We start from the raw sequence: 26,058 nt of genomic DNA, 5'->3' as shown, positions 1-26,058 counted from the left end.
TCTCTACAGTAAGCAACCGTGACGGGATGGACGGCAGCTGATCTTCCTTCGTTCGCCGGGCGCACGGTGATCATCACCGGCGCCAACAGCGGCCTGGGCGCGGTGACGGCCCGCGAGTTGGCCAGCCGCGGCGCTGCAATCATCATGGCCGTCCGCAACACCGACAAGGGCGAGAGCGCCGCCCGCCAGATGAGCGGGCATGTCGAAGTGCGCCGCCTCGATCTGCAGGATCTGTCGTCGGTGCGGTCGTTCGCCGAGGGCGTGGACGGGGCCGACGTGCTGATCAACAACGCCGGCATCATGGCTGCCCCCTACGCAACGACCGTCGACGGATTCGAGAGCCAGATCGGCACGAACCACCTCGGCCACTTCGCGCTGACCAACCTGCTGTTGCCCAAACTCACCGATCGGGTGGTGACGGTCTCCTCGATGGCGCATTGGCCGGGCCGGATCGCCCTCGACGACCTCAATTGGCAGGCCCGACGGTATTCACCCTGGCTGGCCTACAGCCAGTCCAAGCTGGCGAACCTGCTGTTCACCCGCGAGTTGCAGCGCCGCCTGGAGGCCGCCGGGTCGCCGCTGCGGGCGCTGGCCGCACACCCGGGTTACTCGCACACCAACCTGCAAGGGGCATCCGGGCGCAAGTTCGGCGACGCCGTGGTCTCGGCCGCCACCCGCATCATGGCCACCGACGCCGACTTCGGCGCCCGTCAGACGCTGTACGCGGCCTCCCAGGATCTCCCTGGCAACACCTATGTCGGCCCCCGATTCGGCTATGTCGGCCGCACTCAGGCCGTGGGGCGGAGCCGACGGGCGCGCGATGCGGCGACCGCCGCCGCCCTTTGGGAACTCTCGGAGCGGCTCACCGACACTGAATTTCCGCTCTGAGGTGCGAGTTGTCGGGCGGCGACGGCCCGCCCGAATTTTTCCTCTGAGGTGCACATGCGCTAACCTGGCCAGGCGTCACGGCGAGGGTGCACCAGCTTTACCAGCACCGTTATCGACGGAGACCGACAATTCGTCGCGATCCTGGCCGTGCCCCAGAACACACAGGAGCGACATCATGGCTAAGTCCACAGTCAACAAGCTGAGCGTCAAGGTACGCACCGAGACGGGCAAGGGTGCCTCCCGGCGCGCACGGCGCGCGGACAAGATTCCCGCCGTTCTCTACGGCCACGGCGCAGACCCACAGCACCTCGAGCTGCCCGGGCACGACTTCGCCGCCGTGCTGCGGCACTCGGGCACCAATGCCGTCCTGACCCTCGACATCGAGGGCAAGGAGCAACTGGCGCTCACCAAGGCCATCGACATTCACCCGATCCGGCGCACCATCCAGCACGCCGACCTGTTGGTCGTGCGTCGCGGCGAGAAGGTGACCGTCGAGGTCAGCGTCATCGTCGAGGGCGAAGCCGGGCCCGACACCCTGGTCACGCAGGAAACCAACGCGATCGAGATCGAGGCCGAAGCGCTGTCGATTCCGGAACAGTTGACTGTGTCCATCGAGGGCGCCGAGGCAGGCACGCAGTTCACCGCAGCCCAGATCCCGCTGCCCAAGGGCGTCAGCCTCGTTTCCGACCCCGAGCTGCTGGTGGTCAACGTGGTGAACGCGCCGACCGCCGAAGACCTCGCGGAAGAGGGCGCAGGCGAAGAGGCCGCGGCCGAAGGCGAAGAGGCTGCTGCCGAGGCCGGCGAAGCCGAGGCCTCCGGCGAGTCCGAATAGGGGGTCGGCGCATGGCCGAGCCGCTCCTGCTGGTCGGCCTGGGCAATCCCGGCGAAACCTACGCCCGCACCCGACACAACCTCGGGTTCGTCGTCGCCGACATCCTTGCTGCGCGCCTGGGCGCGAAGTTCAAGGCGCACAAGCGTTCTGGCGCTGAGGTGGTCACCGGCCGACTCGGTGGGCGTTCGGTGGTGCTGGCCAAACCGCGCTGCTACATGAACGAGTCCGGCCGCCAGGTCGGTCCGCTGGCGAAGTTCTACTCGGTGCCCCCTGCCGACATCGTCGTCATCCAGGACGAGCTTGACCTGGAGTTCGGCCGGATCCGGCTCAAGTTCGGCGGCGGGGAAGGCGGCCACAACGGGGTGCGTTCGGTTGCGTCGGCGTTGGGCACCAAGGACTTTCAGCGGGTCCGCATCGGCATCGGTCGTCCGCCCGGGCGCAAGGATCCCGCGGCCTTCGTGTTGGAGAACTTCACCGCCGCCGAACGAGCAGAGGTCCCGACGATCTGCGAGCAGGCTGCAGACGCCACCGAGTTGCTCGTCGAGCTGGGACTGGAACCGGCGCAGAACATCGTGCACGCCTGGTAGCCCCCCGCAAGCTTTCTCGCGAGCGGAGGAGCGTTCGGCGGGAAGGCCGGGTTAGGTGACCAGAGTCAGGGTGTTCGAGCGGCGCAGCTTGCCCGACGGCGTCTTGGGGATAGTCCCAGGCCCGAGCACGACGACGTTGCGCGGCCGCATGTCCACCTCGGCGACGACCTCGTGGGCCACCTGGTGCTCGATGCGACGCACCTCGGCGGGGTCCTCGAAGGCGTTCGACTCGACGGCGACCGCAAACGTCTCCCGCGAGTGCCCGGCGTCCAGTCGCACGGCCACCGCGCAGCCCGGACGGACACCCTCGACCCGGCACGCCGCCCGTTCGATGTCGGTCGGGTAGATGTTGCGGCCGGCCATGATGATGACGTCCTTGACCCGACCGCAGACCACGACGTGGCCGTTCTCCATCTGGTAGCCGAGGTCGCCGGTGTCGTACCACCCGTTCTCGTCCTGCGCGGGCATGAAACCGGCCATCGTGATGTAACCCGGGGTCAGCGGCTCACCGCGCAACTCGATGACTCCGACGCCTCTGGGGGGCAGGACGGTGCCGTCGTCGCCGACGATGCGGATCTCAAGCCCTTGCAGCAGCGGGCCCAACGACGCCAGCCGGCGGGTGTTGCCGCGGGTGGCTGGAACCGCCCGGCGCAGCGCGGCCAGCAGATCGGCGTCGACTTCGTCGACCACCAAACCCGCACCGCACTCGGAGAAGGACACCGCCAGCGTGGTCTCGGCCATGCCGTAGGCCGGCAGGATCGCCTCGGGCTTGAGCCCGAACGGCTTACCGGCGTCGATCAGGTCCTCGACATCGGCGGGCTCCACGGGCTCAGCGCCTGAAAGCGCGAACCGCAGCGTCGACAGGTCGAACTGGCCCGGCTTGGCCTGCTTGCGCAGCCGCTTGGCGAACAGCGAGTAGGCGAAGTTGGGCGCGGCGGTCATCGTGCCCTTGTACTTGTCGATCAGCTTGGCCCACAGCAGGGTGTCGCGCAGGAAGTCCATCGGGGTCACCTTGACCAGTTCGGCGCCGAAGTACATCGGCACCGTCAGGAACCCGATCATTCCCATGTCGTGGAAGCACGGCAGCCAGCTGACCATGACGTCCTTTTCGACGTCGTACTTGGCGCCGACGAACATGGCCTCGGCATTCGAGTACACGTTGCGGTGCGTGATGAGCACGGCTTTAGGCGAACCGGTCGAGCCCGACGTCAGCTGCATCAACGCCAAGTCGTCCTCGTCGGTCTCGACGGGGTCGATCGGGTCGTTGGCCAGTAGATCGGCGACGGTCAGCACCTTGACGCCGCGTTGTTCTAGGACCGGAGCCGCGGGCATGAACGGATCGGAGATGACGACGACCTTGGCCTCGATCATGTCGATGACGGTCGTGGTGTCCTCGGCCCACGACGCCAGATCGGTGCGCGGGGTGGGCTGGTGCAGCATGGTCAGGCTCGCGCCGCGCATCCACAGGGCCTGGGCGGTCGGCGCGATCTCCACCGGTGCACCGGCCAACACACCGACCGCATCACCACGTCCGACGCCGGCCTTGGCCAGCCCTCCGGCAATCTGGCGCGCCCGCTCGTGGACCTCAAGCCACGTGTGACGGACTGGGTTGTGCGGCTCACCGGTAACCATGCCCTTGGTGCTCTCATGGGCGTTGCGGAACATCTTCTCGGTAAACCTGCTCAAAGCAACCTCCTCGGCTCCGGCGCCAGGGCCCGGATTTTCATGTTCCGCCTGCTGGACGGCACTTTAAAGCAGGCGCGCGCGCACATTTCGGGAGCAATTAAGTCTCAAAATGATGATGTCCAGCGAACGCAGAGACCGCATTCTCTCCCTTCCGCTGGCTGTCACCGCCGATTATCTTAAGCTCCTCTTAAGTAACTGCCAAACTCTGAGGGCCAAGTCACACCGAACCCCACGTTGACACTGCGCTCTTGGCGGTGCCTTCTCGCACTTCGCCGCCCTACACGCAGTCTCAACGCGGTCTCAAGGCGGCGGAGCGCGGCGGAGGGCGCCAAGTCACACCTCAGTGGGCGCAATCACGCCTCGGTGGGCGTCACCACCTGTGCGCCGGGTACCGGCCCGGTGGCGACTCGAACGGTCCGACATACGCCCGCCCCAGCCAGCTGCGCACCGACATCGACGGCCGACTCCTCTGAGGCGCACAAGAACGCACACGTCGGCCCGGACCCGGACACAATGCCGGCCAACGCACCGGCGTCCACCCCGGCACGCAGCGCCCGCCGCAGCGCCGGATCCAGGCTGATCGCGGCCGCCTGCATCTCATTGCCCAGCAGCGGCGCCAACTCGTGCGGATCGCCGGCGGCGAGCGCGGCCAGCACCGGACCCGGCCTGTCCAGGCGCGGGGGGTCCCCCACCTCCCGCAGCCGATCCAGCTCCTGGTACACCTCCGGAGTCAGCAGCTCGCTCTTGGCGAATGCCAATACCCAGTGAAAGGTGTTGCGCGACAACACCGTAGCCAGTTCCTCACCCCGTCCGGTGCCCAGCGCGGTCCCGCCGTGCAGGGCAAACGGCACGTCGCTGCCCAGCTTTGCCGCGAGCGTGCGCAGGTCACGGCGGGGCAGGTTGAGCTCCCACAACGAGTTCATCGCCACCAGGACACCGGCAGCGTCGGCGCTGCCACCGCCCATGCCTCCGGCCACCGGGATCGACTTCCGGATCACGATCGACACGTCCGGCGCCCGTCCCACGTGGTCGGCAAGCAGTTCGGCCGCCTGCCAGGCCAAGTTGCGTTCGTCGTTCGGCAGTTTGTCGGCGCCCTCGCCGACCAGCTCGAGCGACAACACGTCGGCGTTCCGCACGGTCAGCTCATCGATGAGTGAGACGGCGTGGAACACCGTCGTCAGCTCGTGATAGCCATCCGCTCGCCGATCGCCGACGGCCAGATAAAGGTTGACCTTGCCAGGCACGCGAACGGTCACCGAGCCGGTCGGTACCCACAATTCGGCGGTGTTGCCGTCAGGCATGAGCAACCAGGATGTCAGCCACCGCCACCGCAGCAGACTATCGCTGGTCCTCAGCTCGCCGAAATGTGCCGCCCGTCACCAGTTCGGGGCGGGTTGTCTTGGGCCCGCTGCAAGAGTCGGACAAAGTCGTCGATCGCCAGGGTCTCACCGCGCCGAGAGGGATCGATACTGGCCGCCAGCAGTCGGCTCGCCGACTCGCTTCCCGAGCCGGCCCATTCCGCGAACGCATTGCGCGTCGTCTTACGCCGCTGAGCGAACGCGATGTCGACGAGTCGGAACACCTGCTCGCGGAACACATCGTTCGTGGGCCAGGGCGAGGTCTCGTATCGGTCGATCCGGACCAACCCGGAGTAGACCCGCGGAATGGGCCAGAACACCGACGGCGACACCGTCCCGCTGCGCCGCACCCGCCCGTAGAAGTTCACTTTGACGCTGGGCACGCCGTAGTCCTTGCCGCCGGGTTCTGCGGCGAGCCGTTCGGCGACCTCGGCCTGCACCATCACCGTCACGACACGGATCGAGGGGAATTCGGCGAGCAGGTGCAACAGCGCGGGAACCGCGACGTTGTAGGGCAGGTTGGCAACCACCGCCGTCGGCTCGGCCGCCAGATCCTCCTTGCGCAGGGACAACACGTCACGATTGAGCACCGTGAGCCGCTGGGCCTCGCTGTTGGAGTGCTCGGCGACGGTCTGCGGCAGCCGGGCAGCCAGCACGGGGTCGATCTCGACGGCGGTCACCGTCGGTCCACGGTCCAGCAGCGCCAGCGTGAGCGATCCCAGGCCAGGACCGACCTCGAGCACGACGTCGGAGCGGGTCACCCCGGAGACGGTGACCACGCGTCGCACGGTGTTGGCGTCGTGGACAAAGTTCTGACCGAACGATTTCCGGGGCCGGAAATCGAGTTCCTTGGCCAGCTGCCTGATCTCGTTGCGGCCCAGCAGCCGGACTGTCAGCGGGTGCCCACCCGTCCGCTGCACACGGGCCAGGCGCCCCAGCCTTGGCGCTGGCGCGTCACCTCGGCGACGGCGATCTGCTCTTCACGGGTGGCCAGGTCGGCGCGGGGCGCGAAGCGCAGTCCGCCGTTCGCCTCCCAGGTGCCCTGGTCGAACTGGACGCCGCCGTAGTAGCCGTTGCCGGTGTTGATGGCCCAGTTGCCACCCGCCTCGCAGCCCGCGATGGCATCCCAGATGGCTCCGTCGATAACCGGGGGCACCTCAGTGCCGGGCTTGACCCCTACCCGCACCACCGCTTCGCGGGGCGGTACCAACACCACATTGGAGATGGGCAGCCGGCCGGTTTCGACACCGTTGACCGAGGCCACCGCGAAAGTCACGTCCTGCGTGCCGGGCTCGCCCGGGTCTTCGACGATTTGGCGGCTCTGATTGAGTTCCGGGTCTTCGATGCGACGGGCGGGCGGGGGCAGCGGCACCCGCTCGGTGACCTGCCCGATGCGGTTACGGGTCACGTGGATCTGCATCCCCTCCACGATGGGGGCCGTCGCGCTGGGCACCACATGGTCGGTCGCCTCCAACGGCGCACCGGCGGCGCTCAGCAGCCCCGCAACGTTCGGGGCCGGCAGGTGCACCGTGCGCACCACGCCGGCGTCGTCGATCTCCACTGTCTTGGCGCTGACCACCGGCAGCGTCATGCCGCTCAGCGGAACGCGGGTGCCGCGCGAAGCCGCCGCGGGGGCCGTGTCGGTCATCGCCAGTTGCGCCAGCGCCTCGTCGACGGTGGAAGCGGTTGTCCACACCTGCCTGGTCTCGCGGCCGTCCAGCGAAATCTCCAACGGGCGACTGCGGCGCAGCACGATGTCGGCGGCATCACCGACTGTCACATCGGCGGCCGGGTACAGGTCGTCGCGCTCGGCGACCGAGAACCCGTTCTCCTCGACGATGTCGATCACTCGCGACTTCATGGTCGTGACCCGCATCGCGTTTCCGTCGACGGTCAACGTCACTGTCTTGACTGCGGAAATCGCGAACCCGCCGGCAAAAACCAGGGCCAGCAACAGCGCGCCAACTACCAGGCGCAGCAACGGTGATTCGGATTGGTGAAGTTTTGTAACCAGTTTCAAAAGCTCTATCCCGACCTAATCAGCACCTTAGCGACAAGCGTTTTGCCAAAGCTCCGACCTTCTCAGCTGAAAATCACAAAATGGGGCCCTTCGAGAGAAGGACACCCACCCGTACGATCACAAGACGGTAACGAACGGGCCAACGGTCGGCAACTCCTGCGGCCAGATGTCAGGCCCGGTGCCGCCGAATCAGGCTAGCCCATACACCCGGCGCGCATTGCTGGTCGTTGTCTCGGCCAGCTCCTCGGGGGGCCGATGTACCAGCTCAGACAACGCACGGACGGTGTAGGGCAGACAATATGGTTCGTTCGCTGTCCCGCGGTACGGGTGCGGCGTCAAAAAAGGTGCATCGGTTTCCACCAAGAGTTGCTCCATCGGTATCAGTGGCACCGCTTCACGCAGCTCTCGCGCGTTGCGAAAGCTCACCGTCCCCGACAGGCTGACGAACCATCCCGCGGAGGCGCACTCGCGAGCCATCGCCGCGTCGGACGAGAAGCAGTGAAAGATCACGGTCTCGGGTGCGCCCTCCGCTCGGAGCACGTCGAGCACTTCGCGGTCCGCCTGCCGATTGTGGATCATCAGCGGCTTGCCTACCCTCTTCGCCAGGTCGATGTGCCACGCGAAGGCCTCCCGCTGCACCTCCGGCGCGGCGCACCCGTCCAGCTTGCCCGGCCAGTACATGTCCATACCGGTCTCGCCGACGGCCACCACCCGGGGATGGGACACCAGCTGCTCGATCTCGCTGCGGGTGGCCTGGTCCAGTGCATCCGTGCGGGTGGGGTGCAACGCCACCGCGGCATACACCCGCGGATCCCACTCGGCGGCCCGGGTCACCCAGCGGGCCGAATCCAGGTCGTCGGCGATCGTCACCACCGTCTGTACGCCCACGGCGTTGGCACGATCGAGGATCGCGCCAACGGAGGCGGCATCCGTCGCACCACACGCGTCGAGATGGGTGTGGGCGTCGACTAGAGGCGCCAACGGCTCGGGCGCGGGAGGTCGGTCACGGTGCTGACGGTTGGAGCTCACGTCGCACACAATATGTGCGCCCAATTAGGGTGAAAGTCCAATGACCGCTAAGCAGCCCTTCTACATCACCACCGCGATCGCCTATCCCAACGCCGCGCCGCACGTGGGTCACGCCTACGAATACATCGCCACCGATGCGATAGCCCGGTTCAAGCGGCTCGACGGGTACGACGTCCGCTTTCTCACCGGGACCGACGAGCACGGCCTCAAGGTCGCCCAGGCGGCCGCGGCAGCGGGTGTGCCGACCGCCGAACACGCACGCCGGAATTCGGATGTCTTCCAGCGCATGCAGGAGAGGCTCAACATCTCCTTCGACCGCTTCATCCGCACCACCGACGCCGATCACCATGAGGCGTCGAAGGAGATCTGGCGACGGATGGCCGACGCCGGGGACATCTACCTGGACGACTACTCGGGTTGGTACTCGGTTCGCGACGAGCGCTTCTTCGTCGAGTCGGAAACCGAGGTTGTAGACGGCGTCCGAATCGCGGTCGAAACGGGCACCCCGGTGACCTGGACCGAGGAGCAGACCTACTTCTTCCGGCTGTCGGCGTATGCCGACAAGCTGCTGGCCCACTACGAAGCCAACCCAGACTTCATCGGGCCCGAAGTACGCCGCAACGAGGTGATCAGCTTCGTCTCCGGCGGCCTGAAGGACCTGTCCGTCTCACGCACGTCCTTCGACTGGGGCGTCCCGGTGCCCGACCACCCCGACCACGTCATGTACGTCTGGGTGGACGCGCTGACCAACTATCTGACCGGCGCCGGTTTCCCCGACACCGCCTCGGAGTCGTTCCAGCGGTACTGGCCCGCCGACCTGCACATGATCGGCAAGGACATCATCAGGTTCCATGCCGTCTACTGGCCGGCGTTCCTGATGTCGGCCGGAATCGAGTTGCCACGAAGGGTTTTCGCGCACGGATTCCTGCACAACCGCGGCGAGAAGATGAGCAAGTCGGTGGGCAACACCGTCGACCCGACGGCCCTGGCAGACACCTTCGGCGTGGACCAAGTCCGCTATTTCCTGTTGCGTGAGGTGCCGTTCGGCCAGGACGGCAGCTACAGCGAAGAGGCGATCATCACCCGGATCAACACCGACCTGGCCAACGAGCTCGGCAACCTCGCCCAGCGCTCGTTGTCGATGATCGCCAAGAACCTGGACGGGGCGGTCCCGGAACCCGGCGAATTCACCGCTGCGGACACCGAACTGCTGGCCACCGCTGACGGGTTGCTGGAGCGGGTGCGCACGCATTTCGACGCCCAGGCGATGCATCTGGCTTTGGAAGCGATCTGGCTGATGCTGGGTGACGCGAACAAGTACTTCTCCGCCCAGCAGCCGTGGGTGCTGCGCAAGAGCGACTCCGAAGCGGACCAGATCAGATTCCGCACCGTGCTGTACACGACGTGCGAGGTGGTGCGGATCGCGGCGCTGCTGGTGCAGCCCGTGATGCCGGAATCGGCGGGCAGATTGCTGGATCTACTTGGCCAGCCCGCGGACGAGCGGACGTTTACTTCCGTCGGCGCGCGGCTGGTTCCCGGCACCGCATTACCACAGCCAACCGGGGTTTTTCCGCGTTATCAAGTGGACTGATACCAAACGCCGATGTCCGGCGTGCCGCTTCACAACCGGTAAATCGAAAGCGTCCGACCTACCGTCTGGCATAGGACATAATCGGGCTGTGGAGCGACGACGGAATCGGCAAGCCAGCCAATCGCCGATGGCCACCCTTAAGCAGTTGCCGGCGCTGGTGGTGTTGGAACGGATCCCGGTTCCCATCCTCGCGATCGGGCATGACGGGGGCATCTTGTTCACCAACACCGCGTTCGCGGAGATGGTGGGATTCGATCCGGAGGAGGTGCTCGCCCTGAAGTTCCACGAGATCTTCCACCAGACCCCTGACTCGGAGTCGTCGCTGCTGTCGTTCGTGCGGGCCCTGGCCAACGAGGTGGTCGAACTGTCACACAAGGACGGTTCCGTGGTGAAGGCGCTGATGAGCCGGTCGGCGGTCATGCGGTCCGACGACAAGTTCGCCCTCGCAGCGTTCCAGGACCTCACCGAACAGCTGTGGTTGGAGGAGCGCTGACGCTCTGCCCGTAGAGGCCGTGCTCGCGGCCGCCTGGTTAGTTCTCCAGGATCGCCTGGTTGATGGCCGGCGCATCGGTGGCCGGCGCGTCGCCGGCTGCCGAAACGCTGGCCGCCAGGCCGTTGGCCGACCTCTTCGAACGGGCATGTCGCATCGCCTCGCGGGCCAGGAACTGCCGGAAATACGGCAGGGACTCCTCGGTCGCGATGCCGGGCAGCAGCACTCCCCACAGTTGACTCAGTCGGCCACTGAGGTCTTCGGCCAGACCTTCGCTGGCACGTTGTCCGGAGATGGAAACCGCCAGCACGCGCGCACCGTACATGGCTCCGACGATCGTTGCGCTGACGACGCCGGGGTCGAGCTCGGGTCGAAGGTCGCCTTCCGCGATGGCCCGCTGGGCCTGGTGCGCCATTGCCTCAACCCAGTTGCGGCAGCTGCGCGCGGTCGCCTCGTTGAATCCGCTCAGCGCCGCGGTCAATTGTTCGGCCGCACGCGCCACCTTGTCGGTGCTCAACACCTTGGCGATGGCAAAGGTGCCGTGGATCATGTTCTCCAGCGCCGGCGATGCCGACCCGCAGACGTTGTTGAAAGCCTGCACCATCGTTTCCGAGCCTTCGTCGATGATGTCGGAGGCGAGCGCTTCCTTCGAATCGAAATGGTGATACAGGGCGCCCTTGGTCATGCCCGTTCGCTCGATGATCGTGCCCCACCCCGCAGCGGCGTAGCCGACCTCGCTAAAGACGTCGATGGCAGCAGCCAGAATCTTTCGCCGGGTTAGCTCGGACCGTACCTGGCGAGCCATCGATTCTGCACCCCCGGACAGTGCCACGATCCGCGAATTACGGACCTCCGCGTCTTGTTTTTGCTGGTCGGACGACTAAATCGTAACAGCCCCAAGGCGACTCAGGCCGAGGCCTGGCGGGCGGCCATCGAATTGACCGCCAGCGCCGTGCGACGGCGGAGGAACTGCCTGAAGTAGTCGAACCGATCCGGTTGCAAGATACCGTGCAGCACCAACACCCAGTTCTTCTCCAGGTCGAGCAGATACCGCTGCGGGTCGTCCAGGTCGCTGGTCTGCCGCAAACCCATGTACATCGACACCACGAGGCGTCCGACATCCGCCGGCTCGCATCGCGGTGCGACGTCGCCCTCGGCAATCGCGCGCTGGACCACCTCCGCGAGAGCGTCAATCCAGCCACCGAGCAGTCTGGCCTGCAGGCCCTCGGTACGCCCGACCGATTCAAGCAGATGCCCCGCCGCGCGTGACACGTCCTGGCTGAGTTCTCGACTGGCGGCCAGGTAAGTGAAGTCGATCAGCGTCTCCAGGCCGGAAAGCTCCTTGGACATCAACTCCTGCGTGGCAACCCGGCCCGACACGATGTGCTGCTCGATGATCGCGACCGCCAGCGCGTGCTTGGAGCGGAAGTGAAAGTACATCGCGCCCTTGGTCAATTCGGCCTCGGCGAGAATGTCGTCCAGGCCGACATCGTGGTAGGGCCGGCGAGCGAACTGATGAGCGGCAGCACGCAAGATCTGCTGACGAGTGGTATCCGCTCGTCCGTCAGTCGAGTCGCTGGTCATCTTGGGCGAATAGCTCACATGGTCCGTCTGGACGGATGATGCTCACGCCCGAGAGTCGCATTCAGGTTCGCGCCTTCCTCTCGAAGCAGGGTCGTGAGCCTCGTACTAGGTGCTTAAACGCTCACCGGGAGTAAGGCGGCGGGCGCCGTCTCTGAGGTTAGCAGTCCGTCATGCGACGTGCGGTATTGCATTTGCCCGCGAGTTAAACGTGATATCGATCAGACTTAAAGTCGCCGTAGTGGCTTCACAACATTCTAGACATATGTATTAGCTCGTTCATCACGATGTTCGGTTTGTTGGGCGCCCGAGTCGTTTGTCGCAGTATGCGGCGTGGCTCGCGGTTCAGGGCTTGGGGGTGGACGTCAGCACGTCACGCCCGATATCCAGCGTTGCGATGGGATAGAAGCCGGACTCGTCCCGCCCATCGCGCGCCAAGTGCATGGGCGGATAGTGCACCACGTGCGAACCGTTCGGCTTGTGCTGCTGCCATTCGATCACCGCACGTAACGTGTAGTGCCCGGGTGGCAGGTCCTTGAGTTCAACGCGGACGGTCTCGGTGGTTGATGCCGGGGTCGGCTGGTTGCTGGTGCTGCTGGGCTGATCGGTGACCAACTTCTTCAAGTCCACGTTTGCAGGCAGATTCCGGACCACACGGCCGCTGAAGTCGACGAGTCGATAGCCGGGCACCCACTTCTCGGTGGCCGCGGCGGCACCGTAGTTGGTCCAGGTGACCCCGATGGTCGCCACGTTGTCCTGCAAGGCTTGCGATCCCTGACGGGCCTCCACCGAATACCGGTAGCCGGCGACCGCGTTCGCCTGGGCCCACAGTACGTACAACTTGGGGTCCATCGGCGAGGTCGCTTGCTGGTCCGGGAAGTTGATGCTCGACGTCATCGACACGTGGTAGCGGATGACGTCACGCAGACCCTTCTCGTAATAGGCGTGCGGCGTAGTGCCATTCGGCAGTTGGCACCATTCGGTGATCACCGGCGCCGTGGCCATCCGCTGCTTGAGCGCGGCGACGAGCGGATCAGAAGTCTGGACGTAGTGCGACGAGTTGGTCTCGGCCCAGGTAGGCAGTGGCGCGTTCACGCCCAGGCAATCGGAGCGGATGCCTACCGGCGCAGCGAGTTTCGTGGTGACGTCGTCGGCCAGCAGCTCGCGCACGATCTCGGGATTGTTCGGCGTCACCACCAGTTGCGTACGGGGAAATGCGTTGACGTTGGCCGCAACCAGCTTCTGGATCGACGCGGTGGTGATGTTCTGGTCCCGGTACTGGCTGTAATACCCCAGCGCCCCAGCGCTTTCGTCAGGACCCGGACCGGCCGCGTTCAGCACGTCGCGCAGGAAGGCGATGTGGTTCTCGCTGGAGTCTCCGTACCCGGAGAACTCGAACACGCTGAGTCGTTCGTCGCCGTCATAACGGCGGCCGAGCGCCGCCAACAGTAGACCGAAATCATCAAGGTAAGTGGGGTCGTTGAAGTTCGGCACCACATGTGTGACGCCGGGCGTGGAGCCCTTGGACGATGCCGTGTAGCTGGTGTTGGTGCTCGGTATCGCACGCACCCAATCGGGGATCGCAATGTTGGTGTTGTCCGGATACGAGGAGTTGCAACACGAGTTGTAGGCGTAGACCCGAAGGGTCAGCCGCATGCCTCGCTCGGCGAGCTTGTTCAGCGCATCATCGATCGCACTGAAGTCGAACCTGGCGTCGTCGGGAGCGTCGGGAGGCAAGGTGACCGGGTCGACGGGCTGCAACTGTCGCCACGACACCCGCAGGCTGGCGTCATAAGACGCGGGCCACGCCGGGTAGCGCCGCTGCACGGGCTCGCCCTGCGGGAACAGCGGCTGCATCAGGTCTTCGTACTGGCCACGCAACGGATTCGAAATCTCTTGTGCGGCCGGTGGTATGGCCGGACTGGCCATAGCGGCCAATGGGCTGTCGGGGTTTCGGTTCCTGCTGCACCCGGTGATCAACCCGGCGAGCAGCAGCGTCGCGCACACGGCAACGACGACGACGCGGTTCCTAGTTTTCATCCACTCTCACACTTGAGCTAGATGGCACCCAGCGTCAGCGCCTCGCGATCGGCGAGGAACGGCATGGGCATCCAGCGAGCGGACAGCAACGCCTCCATGGCGTTGCCCGGGACGGGGCGCGAAAGCAGGAATCCCTGCGCCCGGTGGCAACCGTGTTGCATCAAAGTCATTGCGGCAGCGGGGGTTTCGACACCTTCGGCGACCAACTGCAACCCGAACGCCTCGGCCAGACCGATGATGGCGCGAACGATCGCCAGGTCACCGGCGTTGGAGCCGAGGTCGCGCACAAATCCGGTATCGATCTTGAGCATGTCGACCGGAAGGGACTTCAGATGCGAAAGCACGGCGTACCCGGTGCCGAAGTCGTCGATCGCGATCTGGACCCCGACCTCCTTCAGTTCGTGCAGCGTCTTACGGGTTGCCTCGATGTCGTGAACCACTGCGCGCTCGGTGATTTCGAGGCAGACCGAGCCACCGTCGATGCCGAACTCGTCAATCGTGTCGGCGACGCTGCGCACGAAGCCGCGAGTGATCAACTGCACCGGGGACACATTGATCCGCAAAACGGCGCTCTGGCCCACTCCGTTGGATCGCCAACGGCTGAATTCGGCACAGGCACTTCGCATTACCCAGCGTCCGAGCTCGCCGGCCAAGTTCGTCGATTCAGCCACCCCGATGAAGGAATCCGGCAACAGCAGACCCCAAATCGGGTGCCGCCAGCGCACCAGCGCCTCGGCCGCCACGACGGCCCCCGTCCACAGGTCGACCTCGGGCAGGTAGTGCAGCAACAGGGCTTCGCTGTCGATGTCGCCCTGCAGATGCAACTCGATGTCATTACGGAAGGCGCTCTTCAGGGACATGTCGTCGGTGGAGACGGCGACCTGGTTGCCGCCCGCGCGTTTGGCCGTCAGTACTGCCTCGTCGGCGCGGCGCAGCAGGTCGGTGCTGTTGTCGCGTCCCGGCATGCCGACGGCCAGTCCGATGCTGACCGTGCGGGTGATCTGGTGGCCGCCGATCGCCAACCGCTCGCGCAGCATGTTGCCGAGCCGGCGGGCGAACGACTCCGCCGCAGCCGACGACATCGTCTGGTCCGGGATGACCACGAACTCGTCGCCGCCGAGCCGGGCGATCATGCTCTGCGGGCCCGCGCAGACCCGCAGGCGTTGCGCGAAGACCCGGATGAACCAGTCCCCGGCCGTGTGGCCGAGGTAATCGTTGATGGACTTCAGCCGGTCCAGATCCATATACAGGACCGCTACCGGGCCGGGGCTGCCCGAGGACAACCGTTCGGTGAGGTGCGCGACGAGGGCCCGGCGGTTGTGCAGACCGGTCAAGTCGTCGTGCTCGGCCAGGTAGCGAAGCTTCTCCTCGGCGGCGATGCGGGCCTGCAGCTGCGCGAACAGGGCCGCGACCGCTTCGAGCGTGTTGATCTCTTCTTGTTTCCATTTGCGGGCGCCGAACTTGACGAAGCCGAGCACACCGGTGGTCATCTCGCCCGACACCAGCGGCGCCGCCGCCACCGACGGCGATGCCGCCTGCCTGGCGCCCCCGATCCAGCGGGGTCGGCTGTTCTGTTCCGGCCGGATCACCACTGGCTTCCTGCCGTGCTCGCATAGGGCAAGCACCGGGTCGGCACTGGTGAAGTGGACGATGGCCTGCGGGTCCGGATTCGGAACGTCTACGCGCGGGGGCCATTCCGCGACCAACACCGAAGCGCGGATTTCGTGGTCATGGTGCCGCAGGAAGCTGGCGTCGACATCGAACTGTTCGACAAGCTGCGCGAGGACTTTTTCGCTGACTTGTGTCGCCGTCGAGGCCGTGGCCTCCATCAACTGGGTGGCTACGGAGGTAACGACGAGATCCAGGCTGCGTGGCAACGAGGACCTCCGATACGTGCAACGGGTCCCCGTTCTGCCTGTTAGACGTGGCACGGGGACGGTCTTCATTGGCAACTTTCGAATGCACAACCGTGAGCATCGAAAGGAGGACCGAATTAGGTCCGCGGTTCGTAATTGGTCCAAAATCGTATCATGCGCACGGCTTTTTAATCGGCCGAGAGAATGGTCAGCGGAGGGCTGGCAGAGGCCGCCGCGGACCGCCGTCGGCTAGGGTTGTGCGGGCGGAAATATCGCTGGCGACTTGCGCTGGCCCGGGGGAAACTCGCCAGGTAGATGAGGACCGGGGGGACCAAGCCAGATGCCTGACGCACGCACGGCCAAACGGTGGCTTGCGGCGGCGGCGAAGACCCTGGCGCCCCGCCTGTTCTGGCGGCGCAGGTACGGCATCCTGCAACGCCTCGGCGACTCCCGGCCGGACGTGCAGCTGGCCCGCTCGCTGTGCGACCCCAACCGGGTCTCCGTGGACATCGGAGCCGACGTCGGCGAGTTCACCATCGCGATGCTCACGGCGTCGCGCTCGGTGATCGCGTTCGAGCCGCGCCCCGCCCAAGCCCGCGAGTTGGCGACCATGTTCGCTGCCGTGGGCGCGCCCGTACGCCTCGAAGCGGTGGCGCTGTCCGACGAACCTGGCGTCACCGCCATGCGGGTGCTGGGTTCCGACCCCGGCCGCAGCACGGTCGAGGTTCCGGTGCAGCGTCTCGACGACCTGAAATTGGATGACGTCGGACTGGTCAAGGTCGATGCCGAAGGCCACGAATTGGCCGTGCTGCGCGGGGCAACCGACACGCTGACCCGCAACCGCCCGGCGATCCTGGTGGAGGCCGAGGAGCGCCACCACCCCAATGCCGTGGCCGAGATCACCAAACTGTTGGCGGGCCTGAACTTCACGGGCTACTTCCCGGTCGGCGACGAGCGACGACCCATCGCGGAGTTCGACGCGGCCGTGCACCAGAACCCCGGCAATATCGCCGGCGCTGACGAAGGCTGGACCACCCGCGGGGTGTACGTCAACAACTTCGTGTTCCTGCCCAACGCGCGCTAGCCACCTCCGCCGAGCAGACGCAAACTCGTACGTTTTCGTGCCGAAGCGTACGAGTTTGCGTCTGCTCGGCGTGAGACAGCTCACAAAAGGGGGTGGTGATGTCACGTATGGGCGAGCTGCGGTGTCTGAAGGGCAGCAAGCCTGCAAGACACCGAACAAGGAGGTTCAGATGAACGAGAACACCGGCCAGCGCCACCGCGTGGTCGTCATCGGCGGCGGATATGCCGGGACGATGGCCGCCAATCACCTACGGTTGCGCGACGACGTCGACATCACCCTGGTCAACCCCCGCCCGCAATTCGTCGAGCGCATCCGCCTGCACCAACTGGTCGCCGGCACCGGCACCGCCACCGCCGACTACGGCACGCTGCTCGGCGCGGACATCCAGTTAGTTGTCGACACCGCCGACCGCATCCACGCCCCGGCTCGGCGGGTGGAGCTGGCATCGGGCGCCGCCCTCGACTACGACTACCTGATCTACGCCGTCGGCAGCACCGGCGCCACCCCGATCGCCGTACCCGGGGCAGCCGAATTCGCCTACTCCGTAGCGGATTTGGAGAGCGCGACGCGACTGCGCTACGCCTTGGCCGATGTGCGCGAGGATAGCCGTGTCACCGTGGTCGGCGCCGGCCTGACCGGCATCGAGGTCGCCTCCGAGCTGGCCGAGGAGGGACGCTCGGTCACCCTGATCTGCGGCGGCATCCTGGGCCCCTCGCTGAGCGCACGCGGTCGGCGGTCGGTGGCCAAGCACCTGCGCAAGCTCGGGGCAAACGTGCTCGAAGACGCTAGCGTCAGTGAGGTGCGGTGGGACTCGGTGATCCTTGCCGACGGCACCCGGCTGCCCAGCGCGGTGACGGTCTGGACGGCCGGATTCGGTGTTCCGGACCTGGCCAGCCGCAGCGGACTTCGCACCGATGCATTGGGCCGGTTGCTCACCGACGAGACACTGACCAGCATCAGCGACGACCGCATCATCGCCGCCGGCGACTCCGCCGCGCCTTCCAACCACCCCCTGCGGATGAGCTGCCAGGCCGCGTTCCCACTGGCCGCGCAGGCCGCGAACACGGTGCTCAGCCGGATCGCGGGAACCACGCCGGCGGTGCTGAACCAGGCCTTCGTCGGTCAGTGCATCAGCGTGGGTCGCACTTACGGCACCATCCAGTTGGCCCACTTGGACGACACCCCGGCGAACGCGATCATCGGAGGGCGGGTGGCTGCTTCCATCAAGGAGGCGGTGTGCAAGGGCACGCTGTGGCAGCTGCGGCGCGAAGCCGCCAAGCCGGGCTTTTACCGCTGGCTCAAGGGCGGAAACCGCCCCGCACGGTTGCAAGCCGACGAGGCGGACAAGGAGGTCGTGGTCCGGTGACGAACGCGGCAGACGGCGGCGAGCACGCCGAAAGGTTCACCCTGCTACGCCCATTGCTGTTCACCATTGCCTACGAAATCCTCGGCTCGGCAACGGAATCCGATGATGTGCTGCAGGACAGCTACTTGCGGTGGGCCGCCGTCGATCTGTCGACCGTTCGCGATACCAAGTCTTACCTGGCCCAGCTGGTCACCCGGCAAGCGCTCAACGCGTTGCGGGCCGGCGCCCGCCGCCGGGAAGAGTACGTGGGGCCGTGGCTGCCCGAGCCGATACTGCTCGACGAGCAAGACCCGTCCACCGATGTCGTTCTGGCGGAATCGGTTTCGATGGCGATGCTGGTGCTGCTGGAAACCCTGAGCCCGGACGAGCGCGCGATCTTCGTGCTGCGCGAGGTGTTCGGATTCGACTACAACGAGATCTCCGACGCGGTGGGCAAGCCGGCGCCGACGGTGCGTCAGGTTGCCCACCGCGCTCGCGAGCACGTTCAGGCGCGGCGCAAGAGGTTCGACGCGGTCGACCCTCAGCGCAATGCGGAGCTCACCGCACAATTTCTGGCGACCGCTGCCAGCGGTGACGTGGAGACGCTCGTGACGATGCTGGCGCCGGACGCCACCTGGATGGCCGACAGCAACGGCAAGGTGAGCGCGGCCCGTCGGCCCATCGTGGGCGCCGACCGGGTGGCCCGGGCGGTCAGCGGCATGATGCGCAAGGGCGGCGGCCTGGGGCTGCGGGTGGAGTTTGTGACCTGCAACAGCGCACCAGCGGTGCTGATGTACCTGGGTGAGGAGCTGCAAGGGGTGATCTCGGTGGAGATCATCGACGACAAGATCACCAACTTCTACGTGATGCGCAATCCGGAGAAGTTGGCGGCGCTGGCCACGGCACGCTCGATCAGCCGCGGCTGAGGACGGCCAGTCGGTGGGCCCCGGTGTAGGTACTGGCGTGCGGAAATCCGCTGTTCTGTCAAGCTAGGTCGGTGCGAATCGACCGGCTCGGCGATCTGGGTAGCGCCCCCGAGGTGCTGCGCGCCGTCGGGCGGGCCGCCAGTCGGCTCGGTTTGCCGCCGCCGGCCGCGCTGACCGGCGAATGGTTCGACGCCCTGGCGGTGATCGCACCGAGCGTATCCGTACAACCCGTCGACCCCCGGGACGCGTTTTCCATCCCATTCGGGCCAAGCGACCAGGTCGGCGGCGTTCCAGGGGCGATCGGTGGCGGTTGGGTCGGATATCTGTCCTACCCCGACCCCGGCGCTGACGGTAAACCGCATCGGATTCCCGAAGCCGCAGGTGGCTGGACCGATTGCGTGCTGCGCCGCGACCGCGACGGGCAGTGGTCCTACGAAAGCCTCTCGGCAGCGCCCATGCCGGAATGGCTGTCCAGCGCCCTGGCCGCCATACCCGCCGCGACACCCAGATCGGCACAGATGTGCCGAATTGAATGGGAAAAGGGCGATCGCTCAGCACATCGCGATGGTGTGCTGAGCTGCCTCGAAGCGATCGCCGCGGGCGAGGTCTACCAGGCGTGCGTCTGCACCCAGTTCACCGGAACCGTCGTCGGATCGCCTTTGGACTTCTTCGCCGACGGCGTCGCCCGAACGTCACCGGCGCGGGCGGCGTATGTCGCCGGCGACTGGGGCGCCGTGGCCTCGCTGTCGCCGGAACTTTTCCTGCGCCGCCGCGGTACCAACGTCGCCTCCAGTCCCATCAAGGGCACCCTGCCGTTGGACGCGTGGCCGTCGGCATTGCGCGCCTCTCCCAAAGAGGTCGCCGAGAACATCATGATCGTCGACCTGGTGCGCAATGACCTTGGCCGAGTGGCGATCACCGGCACCGTCTCCGTTCCCGAGCTGCTCGTGGTGCGCCGGGCGCCGGGCGTGTGGCACCTGGTGTCCACCGTGGCCGCGCAGGTTCCGCTCGAGGTGCCCATGTCGACGCTGCTGGACGCCGCCTTCCCGCCGGCTTCGGTCACCGGAACGCCGAAGCTTCGTGCCCGCCAACTGATTTCGCACTGGGAACAGCACAGGCGCGGAATATATTGCGGCACAGTTGGTTTCGCATCACCCGTGGCCGGGTGTGAGCTCAACGTCGCCATCCGCACCGTCGAATTCGACACTGCCGGCAACGCCGTGCTGGGGGTCGGCGGCGGGATTACCGCCGATTCCGATCCCGCCGCCGAATGGGCGGAATGCCTGCATAAAGCGGCCCCCATCGTGGACTTGCCGGTCACCGCGACGGCCATCCGAGTGGGTTAACCCAGCAAACTTTCGCTCAGAGCGAACACGTCACAATTTTTTCGTAACCGCCCCCCGAACCAGCGGGCATGCATAAGCTCATGTGATCGATACGTGTCTTTGGCGTATTGAATCTGAGAGGGGTCCGTGATGAGAGTCGCCATCGTTGGCGCTGCGGCTGCTGCCGTAGTGGGTGGGGCGCTGGCGGTCACGCCGTTGACGTTCTCCACTCCGACGAAGCTGCCGACTGGGACGTGCACCGCAGGTCAGCAGTGCGATCGGCTGGCATCGGTGCTGATGCCCAACACCGAGACGCAGCCGACACCGAACAACCTCGGGCCGCAGACGCCGGGGCCCGTCGAGCCACCTGCCGCGGTGCCGGAGCCGCCGAAACCGGCCGCCGAGCCCGCCGCCGCCACGCTACCCGGATCCGGCACCGGGGGTTCTGACCTGCTGCTGCCGGGCAACAGCAATGTGGCCCCGGCCGCCTTGCCTCCCGCGAGCGCCCTGCCTCCGGCCGGACCTGCGGCGGACGCCGTGCTGCCGCCGGGCGTTGACGCTGCTGCGGTCCCCGGCATCGGGCTTCCACCCGGCATCGGCATTCCCGGCTACGGCATCCCCGGGATCGACCCCTTCGCCGTGGTTGGCGCGCCCAACGCCATCAATGGGGTGAACACGGCCTACGCGGTGGTGAACGGCCTCATCGGCGTTGGCAACAGCGTCACCGGCCTGGTGACCTCCAGCGCGCTGGCCGTCACCTATGTGGTCCTTGCCTACAACATGCTGCAGTCCTCGGGCATCTTGCCGGCGGCTAACAACGCGGTCGGTTCGATCGGCAACATCCTGCTGCCGCAGGCCGCGGCCCTGCCGGCCATGGCCATACCCGGTCTGCCCGGTATCCCAGGCCTGTCGCCGGCGAGCCTGATGGCGCTGGCGGCGGCGGGCGGCCTGCCCGGCATCGGCCTGCCGAGTCTGCCGGGCATTGCGCCGCAAGACTTGGTCAATCTGGCCGCGAGCGTGTTGCCAAGCCTGGGCCTGCCGGCCCTGCCTCCTGGGGTGGGGCCACAGGACCTGATGGCGCTGGCCGCGGGTGGCCTCCCGGCCCTCGCCGGGGCCCTGCCGAACCTGGAGGCCGCGCTGCCGGGCATTGCGGCCGCACTGCCCGCCCTCGCGGCCGGTGCGCCGGGGCTGCCTGCCCTGCCGCCGCTGCCGGGGCTGGACCCCGCGATGCTGGCTGCGGCACTGCCGCAACTTGCGGCCGCGGCCGGCATTCCGACGGGCCTTCCCGCGCTGCCCGCAGGGTTGCCGCAGGGGCTGCCTCCGCTGCCGGCCCTGCCGGCGTTGCCGCCTCCGGCGCTGCCGCCGCACCCTCAGCTGTGCACGCCGGGCTTCGGCCCGATCGGGTTCTGCACGCCGTAATAACGCCCTAATAACGCCCTGCGGCGCTAGTTCCCGTCTGAGTCCTCGTCCTCGTCCACTGCACGGCGGGCGAGGACGACGGCGTCATAGAGCTGCCGGGTGCGCACTTCCGGGTATGCGGCGGCGACCTCGCTGCACGCGTCCTTGACGCGGATGCCGGCGGCCACCAGGTTTTCGACTTCCTCGACGAGGGATTCCATGGTCGCTTCGTCGGCGGCGCGCGGGACGGCGTTCGCCCCGGCCACCACCACCGTGATCTCGCCGAGCACGCCGTCGGCAGCCCACTCCGCCAGTTCGCTCAACGATCCGCGCACCACTTCCTCGTGCACCTTGGTCAACTCACGACAGACCGCTGCCGGGCGGGCCCCCCCGAGTTGCTCGACGGCGTCGCGCAGGCAGGCGGCCAACCGGCGCGGTGACTCGAAGAACACCCACGTGCGCGGTTCGTCGGCCAAGGACGCCAGCCAGGCTCGGCGCGCCGAAGCGCGGCGCGGGGCAAACCCCTCGAAACAGAACTTGTCGGCCGGCAGTCCGGACACGACGAGCGCGGTGGTGACCGCCGACGGCCCGGGCAGACACGTCACCGGAATTCCCGCTTCCACACACGCGGCGACCAGCCGATAGCCGGGATCGTTGATGACCGGCATCCCGGCATCGCTGACCACCAGCACCGTCGCACCCTCAGCCATGGCCTCCACCAGGGCGGCGGCCCGCGAGGCTTCCACCCGGTCGTAGAGGCTCACCACCCGGCCGGTCAACCGAATGTCCAAGGCCTTGGCGAGGTTGCGCACCCGCCGCGTGTCCTCGGCCGCCACCACGTCGGCACTGACCAATGCCTCGACCAGACGTGGCGAGGCGTCCGAGGGTTGGCCTAACGGGGTCGCACCGAGCAATAGGCGACCGGAAGACATGACGGACAGAATACGATCGATACCGATGACCGCCCCGCCCGAAGTAGCCGCTGCTGTAGGCGAGGAGCGGGCGAGACTGCTGGTCAGCCCGGGGCCGCGGGTGCCGATCGCCGATTTCGGGCCGACGGACCGGTTGCGCGGCTGGCTTGTGACCGGCGTGATCGCGCTGCTCGCCATCCTGACGCGCTTCGTCAACCTGAATTCGCCAACGGATTCCGGCACTCCCCTGTTCGACGAGAAGCACTACGCGCCGCAGGCCTGGCAGATCCTGAACAACCACTGGGTGGAAGACAACCCCGGCTACGGCCTGGTCGTTCATCCGCCGGTCGGCAAGCAGATGATCGCGCTCGGCGAAGCCCTGTTCGGCTACACCGGCCTGGGGTGGCGGTTCACCGGTGCGCTCATGGGCGTCGTCCTGGTGGTGCTGGTTACCCGGATCGTGCGGCGGATCAGTCGCTCGACGCTGGTCGGCGGCATCGCGGGAATCCTGTTGATCTGCGACGGCGTCACCTTCGTCACGTCGCGGACGGCGCTGCTCGACGGTTTCCTCACCGTGTTCGTGGTCGCCGCGTTCGGTGCCCTGATCGTCGACCGCGACCAAGTCCGGCAGCGGATGCACGTCGCCCTCATGGAGGGCCGGATCGCTGAGACGGTATGGGGTCCTCGGTTGGGTGTGCGGTGGTGGCGGTTCGGCGCCGGCGTGCTACTCGGACTGGCCTTCGCCACGAAATGGTCTGGCCTGTACTTCATGGTGTTCTTCGGGGCGATGTCGCTGGCGCTCGACGTCGCGGCGCGGCGTCAGTACCACGTGCTGCGGCCCTGGCTGGGAACCGTGCGACGGGATCTCTTTCCGACGGGCTACGCGATTGCGCTCATCCCCTTCGGCGTCTATCTGGCCAGCTATGCCGGCTGGTTCGCGTCGGAGACGGCGATCGACCGGCACCAGGTGGGGCAGACCATCGGTGCCGACAGCATCGTTCCGTTGCCCGACGCCGTCAGGTCGCTCTGGTACTACACGGCCAAGGCGTTCCACTTTCACGCGACGCTGACGAATTCCGCGGGCAACCACCACCCCTGGGAGTCCAAGCCGTGGGCGTGGCCGATGTCGTTGCGTCCGGTGCTCTACGCCATCGACCAGAACGAAGTCAAAGGCTGTGGCGCGCAATCGTGTGTCAAGGCGGTGATGCTGGTCGGCACCCCGGCGATGTGGTGGCTGGCGGTCCCGGTCCTGGTATACGCCGCCTGGCGGATGTTCGTGCGCCGCGACTGGCGCTACGCGGTCGTGTTGGTGGGTTATTGCGCCGGCTGGCTGCCGTGGTTCGCCGACATCGACCGGCAGATGTACTTCTTCTACGCCGCGACGATGGCGCCCTTCCTGGTGATGGCCATCGCGCTGATCCTCGGCGACATCCTGTACCAGCCGAGGCAAGGCGCAGAGAGACGCACGCTGGGAATGATCGCCGTCTCCTGCTACGTCGCCCTGGTGGTGACGAACTTCGCGTGGCTGTTCCCCATCCTCACCGGTCTGCCGATCTCACAGCAGACCTGGAACATGGAGATGTGGCTGCCTAGCTGGCGGTGATTTCTTCGCTCCTCGTTCGCGGCTGGCGCCGAGATTGCCGCTACGGCAGTGCTTTTGGCTCTATCCACAGCCATGGCGGCCATCTCATTGCGACATGCCGAGGGCGCTGAGCTTCCTCTTTGACGCCGAGATTGCTGCTACGGCAGTGCTTTTGGCTCTATCCACAGCCATGGCGGCCATCTCATTGCGACATGTCGAGGACGCTGAGCACTATCAGCGCATGGCAGAAGTCTTCCTTGGCAGCGAAGCCCTCGCACGCGGCGCGCTTACTCGTGGCCAATTGCGTTGGAATTACCGGAGAATTCATCGCGATGTGTACATCCCGCGGGATGCCGCGAGGTCATTACGGGACAACATCCGCGCGGCATGGCTGTGGTCAGACCGCAGGGGTGTCATCGCGGGCCGCGCGGCGGCCGCGCTGCACGGAGCGAAATGGGTCGACGACTTCACGCCGATCGAACTGGTGGGTCCGCTGAATCATCCGCCGCCAGGCATCATCGTGCGGCGGGAACGGATCGCCGACGACGACATCGTGGAGTTGGCCGGCTTACCGGTGACGAACCTGGCCCGCACGGCCTTCGATCTGGGCCGGCACCTGCCGCGCGACATAGCCGTCGCAAACCTCGACGCCCTCTCCAACGCGACAGGAATCGTTACCGATGACGTGGCCGACGTGGTTGGTCGCCATCGAGGTGCGCGCGGCGTGCGGCAATGCCAGGTGGCGTTGTCTCTGATGGACGGTGGTGCCCAATCGCCGAAGGAAACCTGGTTGCGGCTGGTTCTCATCGACGGCGGCCTTCCCAGACCTGTCACGCAGATCCGAGTCACCGATGGCAGGCGTGTCGCTTTCATCGACATGGGTTATGAGGAACCGAAGGTGGGTGTGGAGTATGACGGAGAACAACACCGTACCGACCGACCGCAGTATGTCGATGACATCAAGAGGTCGGAAATGGTCTATGAGCGCGGTTGGCACGTCATCAAGGTGGTCAAGGAAGATCGTCCCTACATGATCGTCCAGCGGGTCGGCGACGCACTCGAACGCCGGTCGGGCCGGTCAGGGTCGCCGAGATTGCCGTGACGGCTGCGCTTTGGCCGCCGACCACAACCGTGGCGGCCATCTCGACGGCCCGCGCTCAGCGAGATTGCCGTGACGGCTGCGCTTTGGCCGCCGACCACAACCGTGGCGGCCATCTCGACAGCCAAGACCCTTGGAAAGGCGGGGGCGGCCGCAATCTCGACGGCCCGCGCTCAGCGAGATTGCCGTGACGGCTGCGCTTTGGCCGCCGACCACAACCGTGGCCGCAATCTCGACGGCCCGCGCTCAGGAAAGTCGGGGGATGGCCGCAATCTCGACGGCCCGCGCTCAGCGAGATTGCCGTGACGGCTGCGCTTTGGCCGCCGACCACAACCGTGGCGGCCATCTCGACGGCCAAGACCCTTGGAAAGGCGGGGGCGGCCGCAATCTCGACGGCCCGCGCTCAGCGAGATTGCCGTGACGGCTGCGC

The 26,058-nt window shown here is 66.5% G+C and carries 22 protein-coding genes; 12 read left to right on the top strand and 10 right to left on the bottom strand.

What is annotated here, in order from left to right:
- Positions 1–18 precede the first annotated feature (18 nt).
- From BST27_RS17655 to pth, 3 genes are all read left to right on the top strand, one after another.
- Entirely contained in the window at positions 19–888 is an 870-nt protein-coding gene (locus BST27_RS17655) for an oxidoreductase (RefSeq protein ID WP_069418630.1), read from the top strand.
- Between the two features lie 175 nt (positions 889–1,063).
- Positions 1,064–1,720 (top strand): 50S ribosomal protein L25/general stress protein Ctc, encoded by a 657-nt coding sequence (locus BST27_RS17650; RefSeq protein WP_069418631.1) that lies wholly within the window; start codon positions 1,064–1,066, stop codon positions 1,718–1,720.
- An 11-nt stretch (positions 1,721–1,731) separates the two neighbouring features.
- Positions 1,732–2,307, top strand: a complete 576-nt coding sequence (pth, locus tag BST27_RS17645) for an aminoacyl-tRNA hydrolase (RefSeq protein ID WP_069418632.1) — start codon at positions 1,732–1,734, stop codon at positions 2,305–2,307.
- A 51-nt stretch (positions 2,308–2,358) separates the two neighbouring features.
- Here the strand turns inward: pth and BST27_RS17640 are convergent, their stop codons facing one another.
- From BST27_RS17640 to BST27_RS17620, 5 genes are all read right to left on the bottom strand, one after another.
- Entirely contained in the window at positions 2,359–3,993 is a 1,635-nt protein-coding gene (locus BST27_RS17640; protein WP_069418633.1) for a fatty acyl-AMP ligase, read from the bottom strand.
- 353 nt (positions 3,994–4,346) lie between these two features.
- A complete protein-coding gene (locus BST27_RS17635; protein WP_069418634.1) occupies positions 4,347–5,294 on the bottom strand; it encodes a 4-(cytidine 5'-diphospho)-2-C-methyl-D-erythritol kinase in 948 nt (315 codons plus the stop codon).
- Positions 5,295–5,344: 50 nt separating this feature from the next.
- Positions 5,345–6,280 carry a 16S rRNA (adenine(1518)-N(6)/adenine(1519)-N(6))-dimethyltransferase RsmA gene (gene rsmA / locus BST27_RS17630; protein WP_069418635.1) on the bottom strand — a complete coding sequence of 312 codons (936 nt, stop codon included), beginning with the start codon at positions 6,278–6,280 and terminating at the stop codon, positions 5,345–5,347.
- Positions 6,244–7,371: a resuscitation-promoting factor gene (locus BST27_RS17625; protein WP_197518090.1), complete on the bottom strand. Its 1,128-nt coding sequence runs from the start codon at positions 7,369–7,371 to the stop codon at positions 6,244–6,246. The genes rsmA and BST27_RS17625 overlap by 37 nt, the downstream gene beginning before the upstream one ends.
- 189 nt (positions 7,372–7,560) lie before the next feature.
- Entirely contained in the window at positions 7,561–8,400 is an 840-nt protein-coding gene (locus BST27_RS17620; RefSeq protein WP_069418731.1) for a TatD family hydrolase, read from the bottom strand.
- Positions 8,401–8,440: 40 nt separating this feature from the next.
- Here BST27_RS17620 and metG point away from each other — a divergent pair, with 40 nt between their 5' ends.
- Positions 8,441–9,991 (top strand): methionine--tRNA ligase, encoded by a 1,551-nt coding sequence (gene metG / locus BST27_RS17615; protein ID WP_069418637.1) that lies wholly within the window; start codon positions 8,441–8,443, stop codon positions 9,989–9,991.
- Positions 9,992–10,118: 127 nt separating this feature from the next.
- Entirely contained in the window at positions 10,119–10,484 is a 366-nt protein-coding gene (locus tag BST27_RS17610; protein WP_069418638.1) for a PAS domain S-box protein, read from the top strand.
- Positions 10,485–10,521: 37 nt separating this feature from the next.
- Here the strand turns inward: BST27_RS17610 and BST27_RS17605 are convergent, their stop codons facing one another.
- From BST27_RS17605 to BST27_RS17590, 4 genes are all read right to left on the bottom strand, one after another.
- Positions 10,522–11,286, bottom strand: a complete 765-nt coding sequence (locus tag BST27_RS17605) for a TetR/AcrR family transcriptional regulator (protein ID WP_069418639.1) — start codon at positions 11,284–11,286, stop codon at positions 10,522–10,524.
- 101 nt (positions 11,287–11,387) lie between these two features.
- Positions 11,388–12,065 (bottom strand): TetR/AcrR family transcriptional regulator, encoded by a 678-nt coding sequence (locus BST27_RS17600; RefSeq protein ID WP_069418640.1) that lies wholly within the window; start codon positions 12,063–12,065, stop codon positions 11,388–11,390.
- Between the two features lie 342 nt (positions 12,066–12,407).
- The gene (locus tag BST27_RS17595) at positions 12,408–14,102 is read right to left on the bottom strand and encodes a hypothetical protein (protein ID WP_069418641.1); all 1,695 of its coding nucleotides are present in this window, start codon (positions 14,100–14,102) and stop codon (positions 12,408–12,410) included.
- Positions 14,103–14,119: 17 nt separating this feature from the next.
- Positions 14,120–15,979, bottom strand: a complete 1,860-nt coding sequence (locus tag BST27_RS17590) for a putative bifunctional diguanylate cyclase/phosphodiesterase (RefSeq protein WP_069418642.1) — start codon at positions 15,977–15,979, stop codon at positions 14,120–14,122.
- A 319-nt stretch (positions 15,980–16,298) separates the two neighbouring features.
- On the opposite strand from BST27_RS17590, the gene BST27_RS17585 reads away from it, so the two are divergent.
- From BST27_RS17585 to BST27_RS17565, 5 genes are all read left to right on the top strand, one after another.
- Entirely contained in the window at positions 16,299–17,042 is a 744-nt protein-coding gene (locus BST27_RS17585; RefSeq protein ID WP_069418643.1) for an FkbM family methyltransferase, read from the top strand.
- 169 nt (positions 17,043–17,211) lie between these two features.
- Positions 17,212–18,408, top strand: a complete 1,197-nt coding sequence (locus tag BST27_RS17580) for an NAD(P)/FAD-dependent oxidoreductase (RefSeq protein WP_069418644.1) — start codon at positions 17,212–17,214, stop codon at positions 18,406–18,408.
- Entirely contained in the window at positions 18,405–19,313 is a 909-nt protein-coding gene (locus BST27_RS17575) for an RNA polymerase sigma-70 factor (protein WP_069418645.1), read from the top strand. The genes BST27_RS17580 and BST27_RS17575 overlap by 4 nt, the downstream gene beginning before the upstream one ends.
- A gap of 71 nt (positions 19,314–19,384) precedes the next feature.
- The gene (locus tag BST27_RS17570) at positions 19,385–20,659 is read left to right on the top strand and encodes an aminodeoxychorismate synthase component I (protein WP_197518091.1); all 1,275 of its coding nucleotides are present in this window, start codon (positions 19,385–19,387) and stop codon (positions 20,657–20,659) included.
- A gap of 129 nt (positions 20,660–20,788) precedes the next feature.
- On the top strand, positions 20,789–22,057 hold the full coding sequence (locus tag BST27_RS17565) for a hypothetical protein (protein WP_069418647.1): 1,269 nt from the start codon (positions 20,789–20,791) through the stop codon (positions 22,055–22,057).
- Between the two features lie 26 nt (positions 22,058–22,083).
- Here the strand turns inward: BST27_RS17565 and rsmI are convergent, their stop codons facing one another.
- On the bottom strand, positions 22,084–22,968 hold the full coding sequence (gene rsmI / locus BST27_RS17560) for a 16S rRNA (cytidine(1402)-2'-O)-methyltransferase (RefSeq protein ID WP_069418648.1): 885 nt from the start codon (positions 22,966–22,968) through the stop codon (positions 22,084–22,086).
- 25 nt (positions 22,969–22,993) lie between these two features.
- Between rsmI and BST27_RS17555 the strand changes: the two genes are divergently transcribed.
- A complete protein-coding gene (locus tag BST27_RS17555) occupies positions 22,994–24,550 on the top strand; it encodes a dolichyl-phosphate-mannose--protein mannosyltransferase (RefSeq protein ID WP_069418649.1) in 1,557 nt (518 codons plus the stop codon).
- 220 nt (positions 24,551–24,770) lie between these two features.
- A complete protein-coding gene (locus tag BST27_RS17550) occupies positions 24,771–25,631 on the top strand; it encodes a hypothetical protein (RefSeq protein ID WP_069418732.1) in 861 nt (286 codons plus the stop codon).
- Positions 25,632–26,058: the final 427 nt, after the last annotated feature.

The sequence above is a fragment of the Mycobacterium intermedium genome, from assembly GCF_002086275.1.
Taxonomy (GTDB): Bacteria; Actinomycetota; Actinomycetes; order Mycobacteriales; family Mycobacteriaceae; genus Mycobacterium; species Mycobacterium intermedium.
The sequence above is the reverse complement of the archived record's forward strand: the minus strand, read 5'-3'. Positions and strand labels throughout refer to the sequence as shown.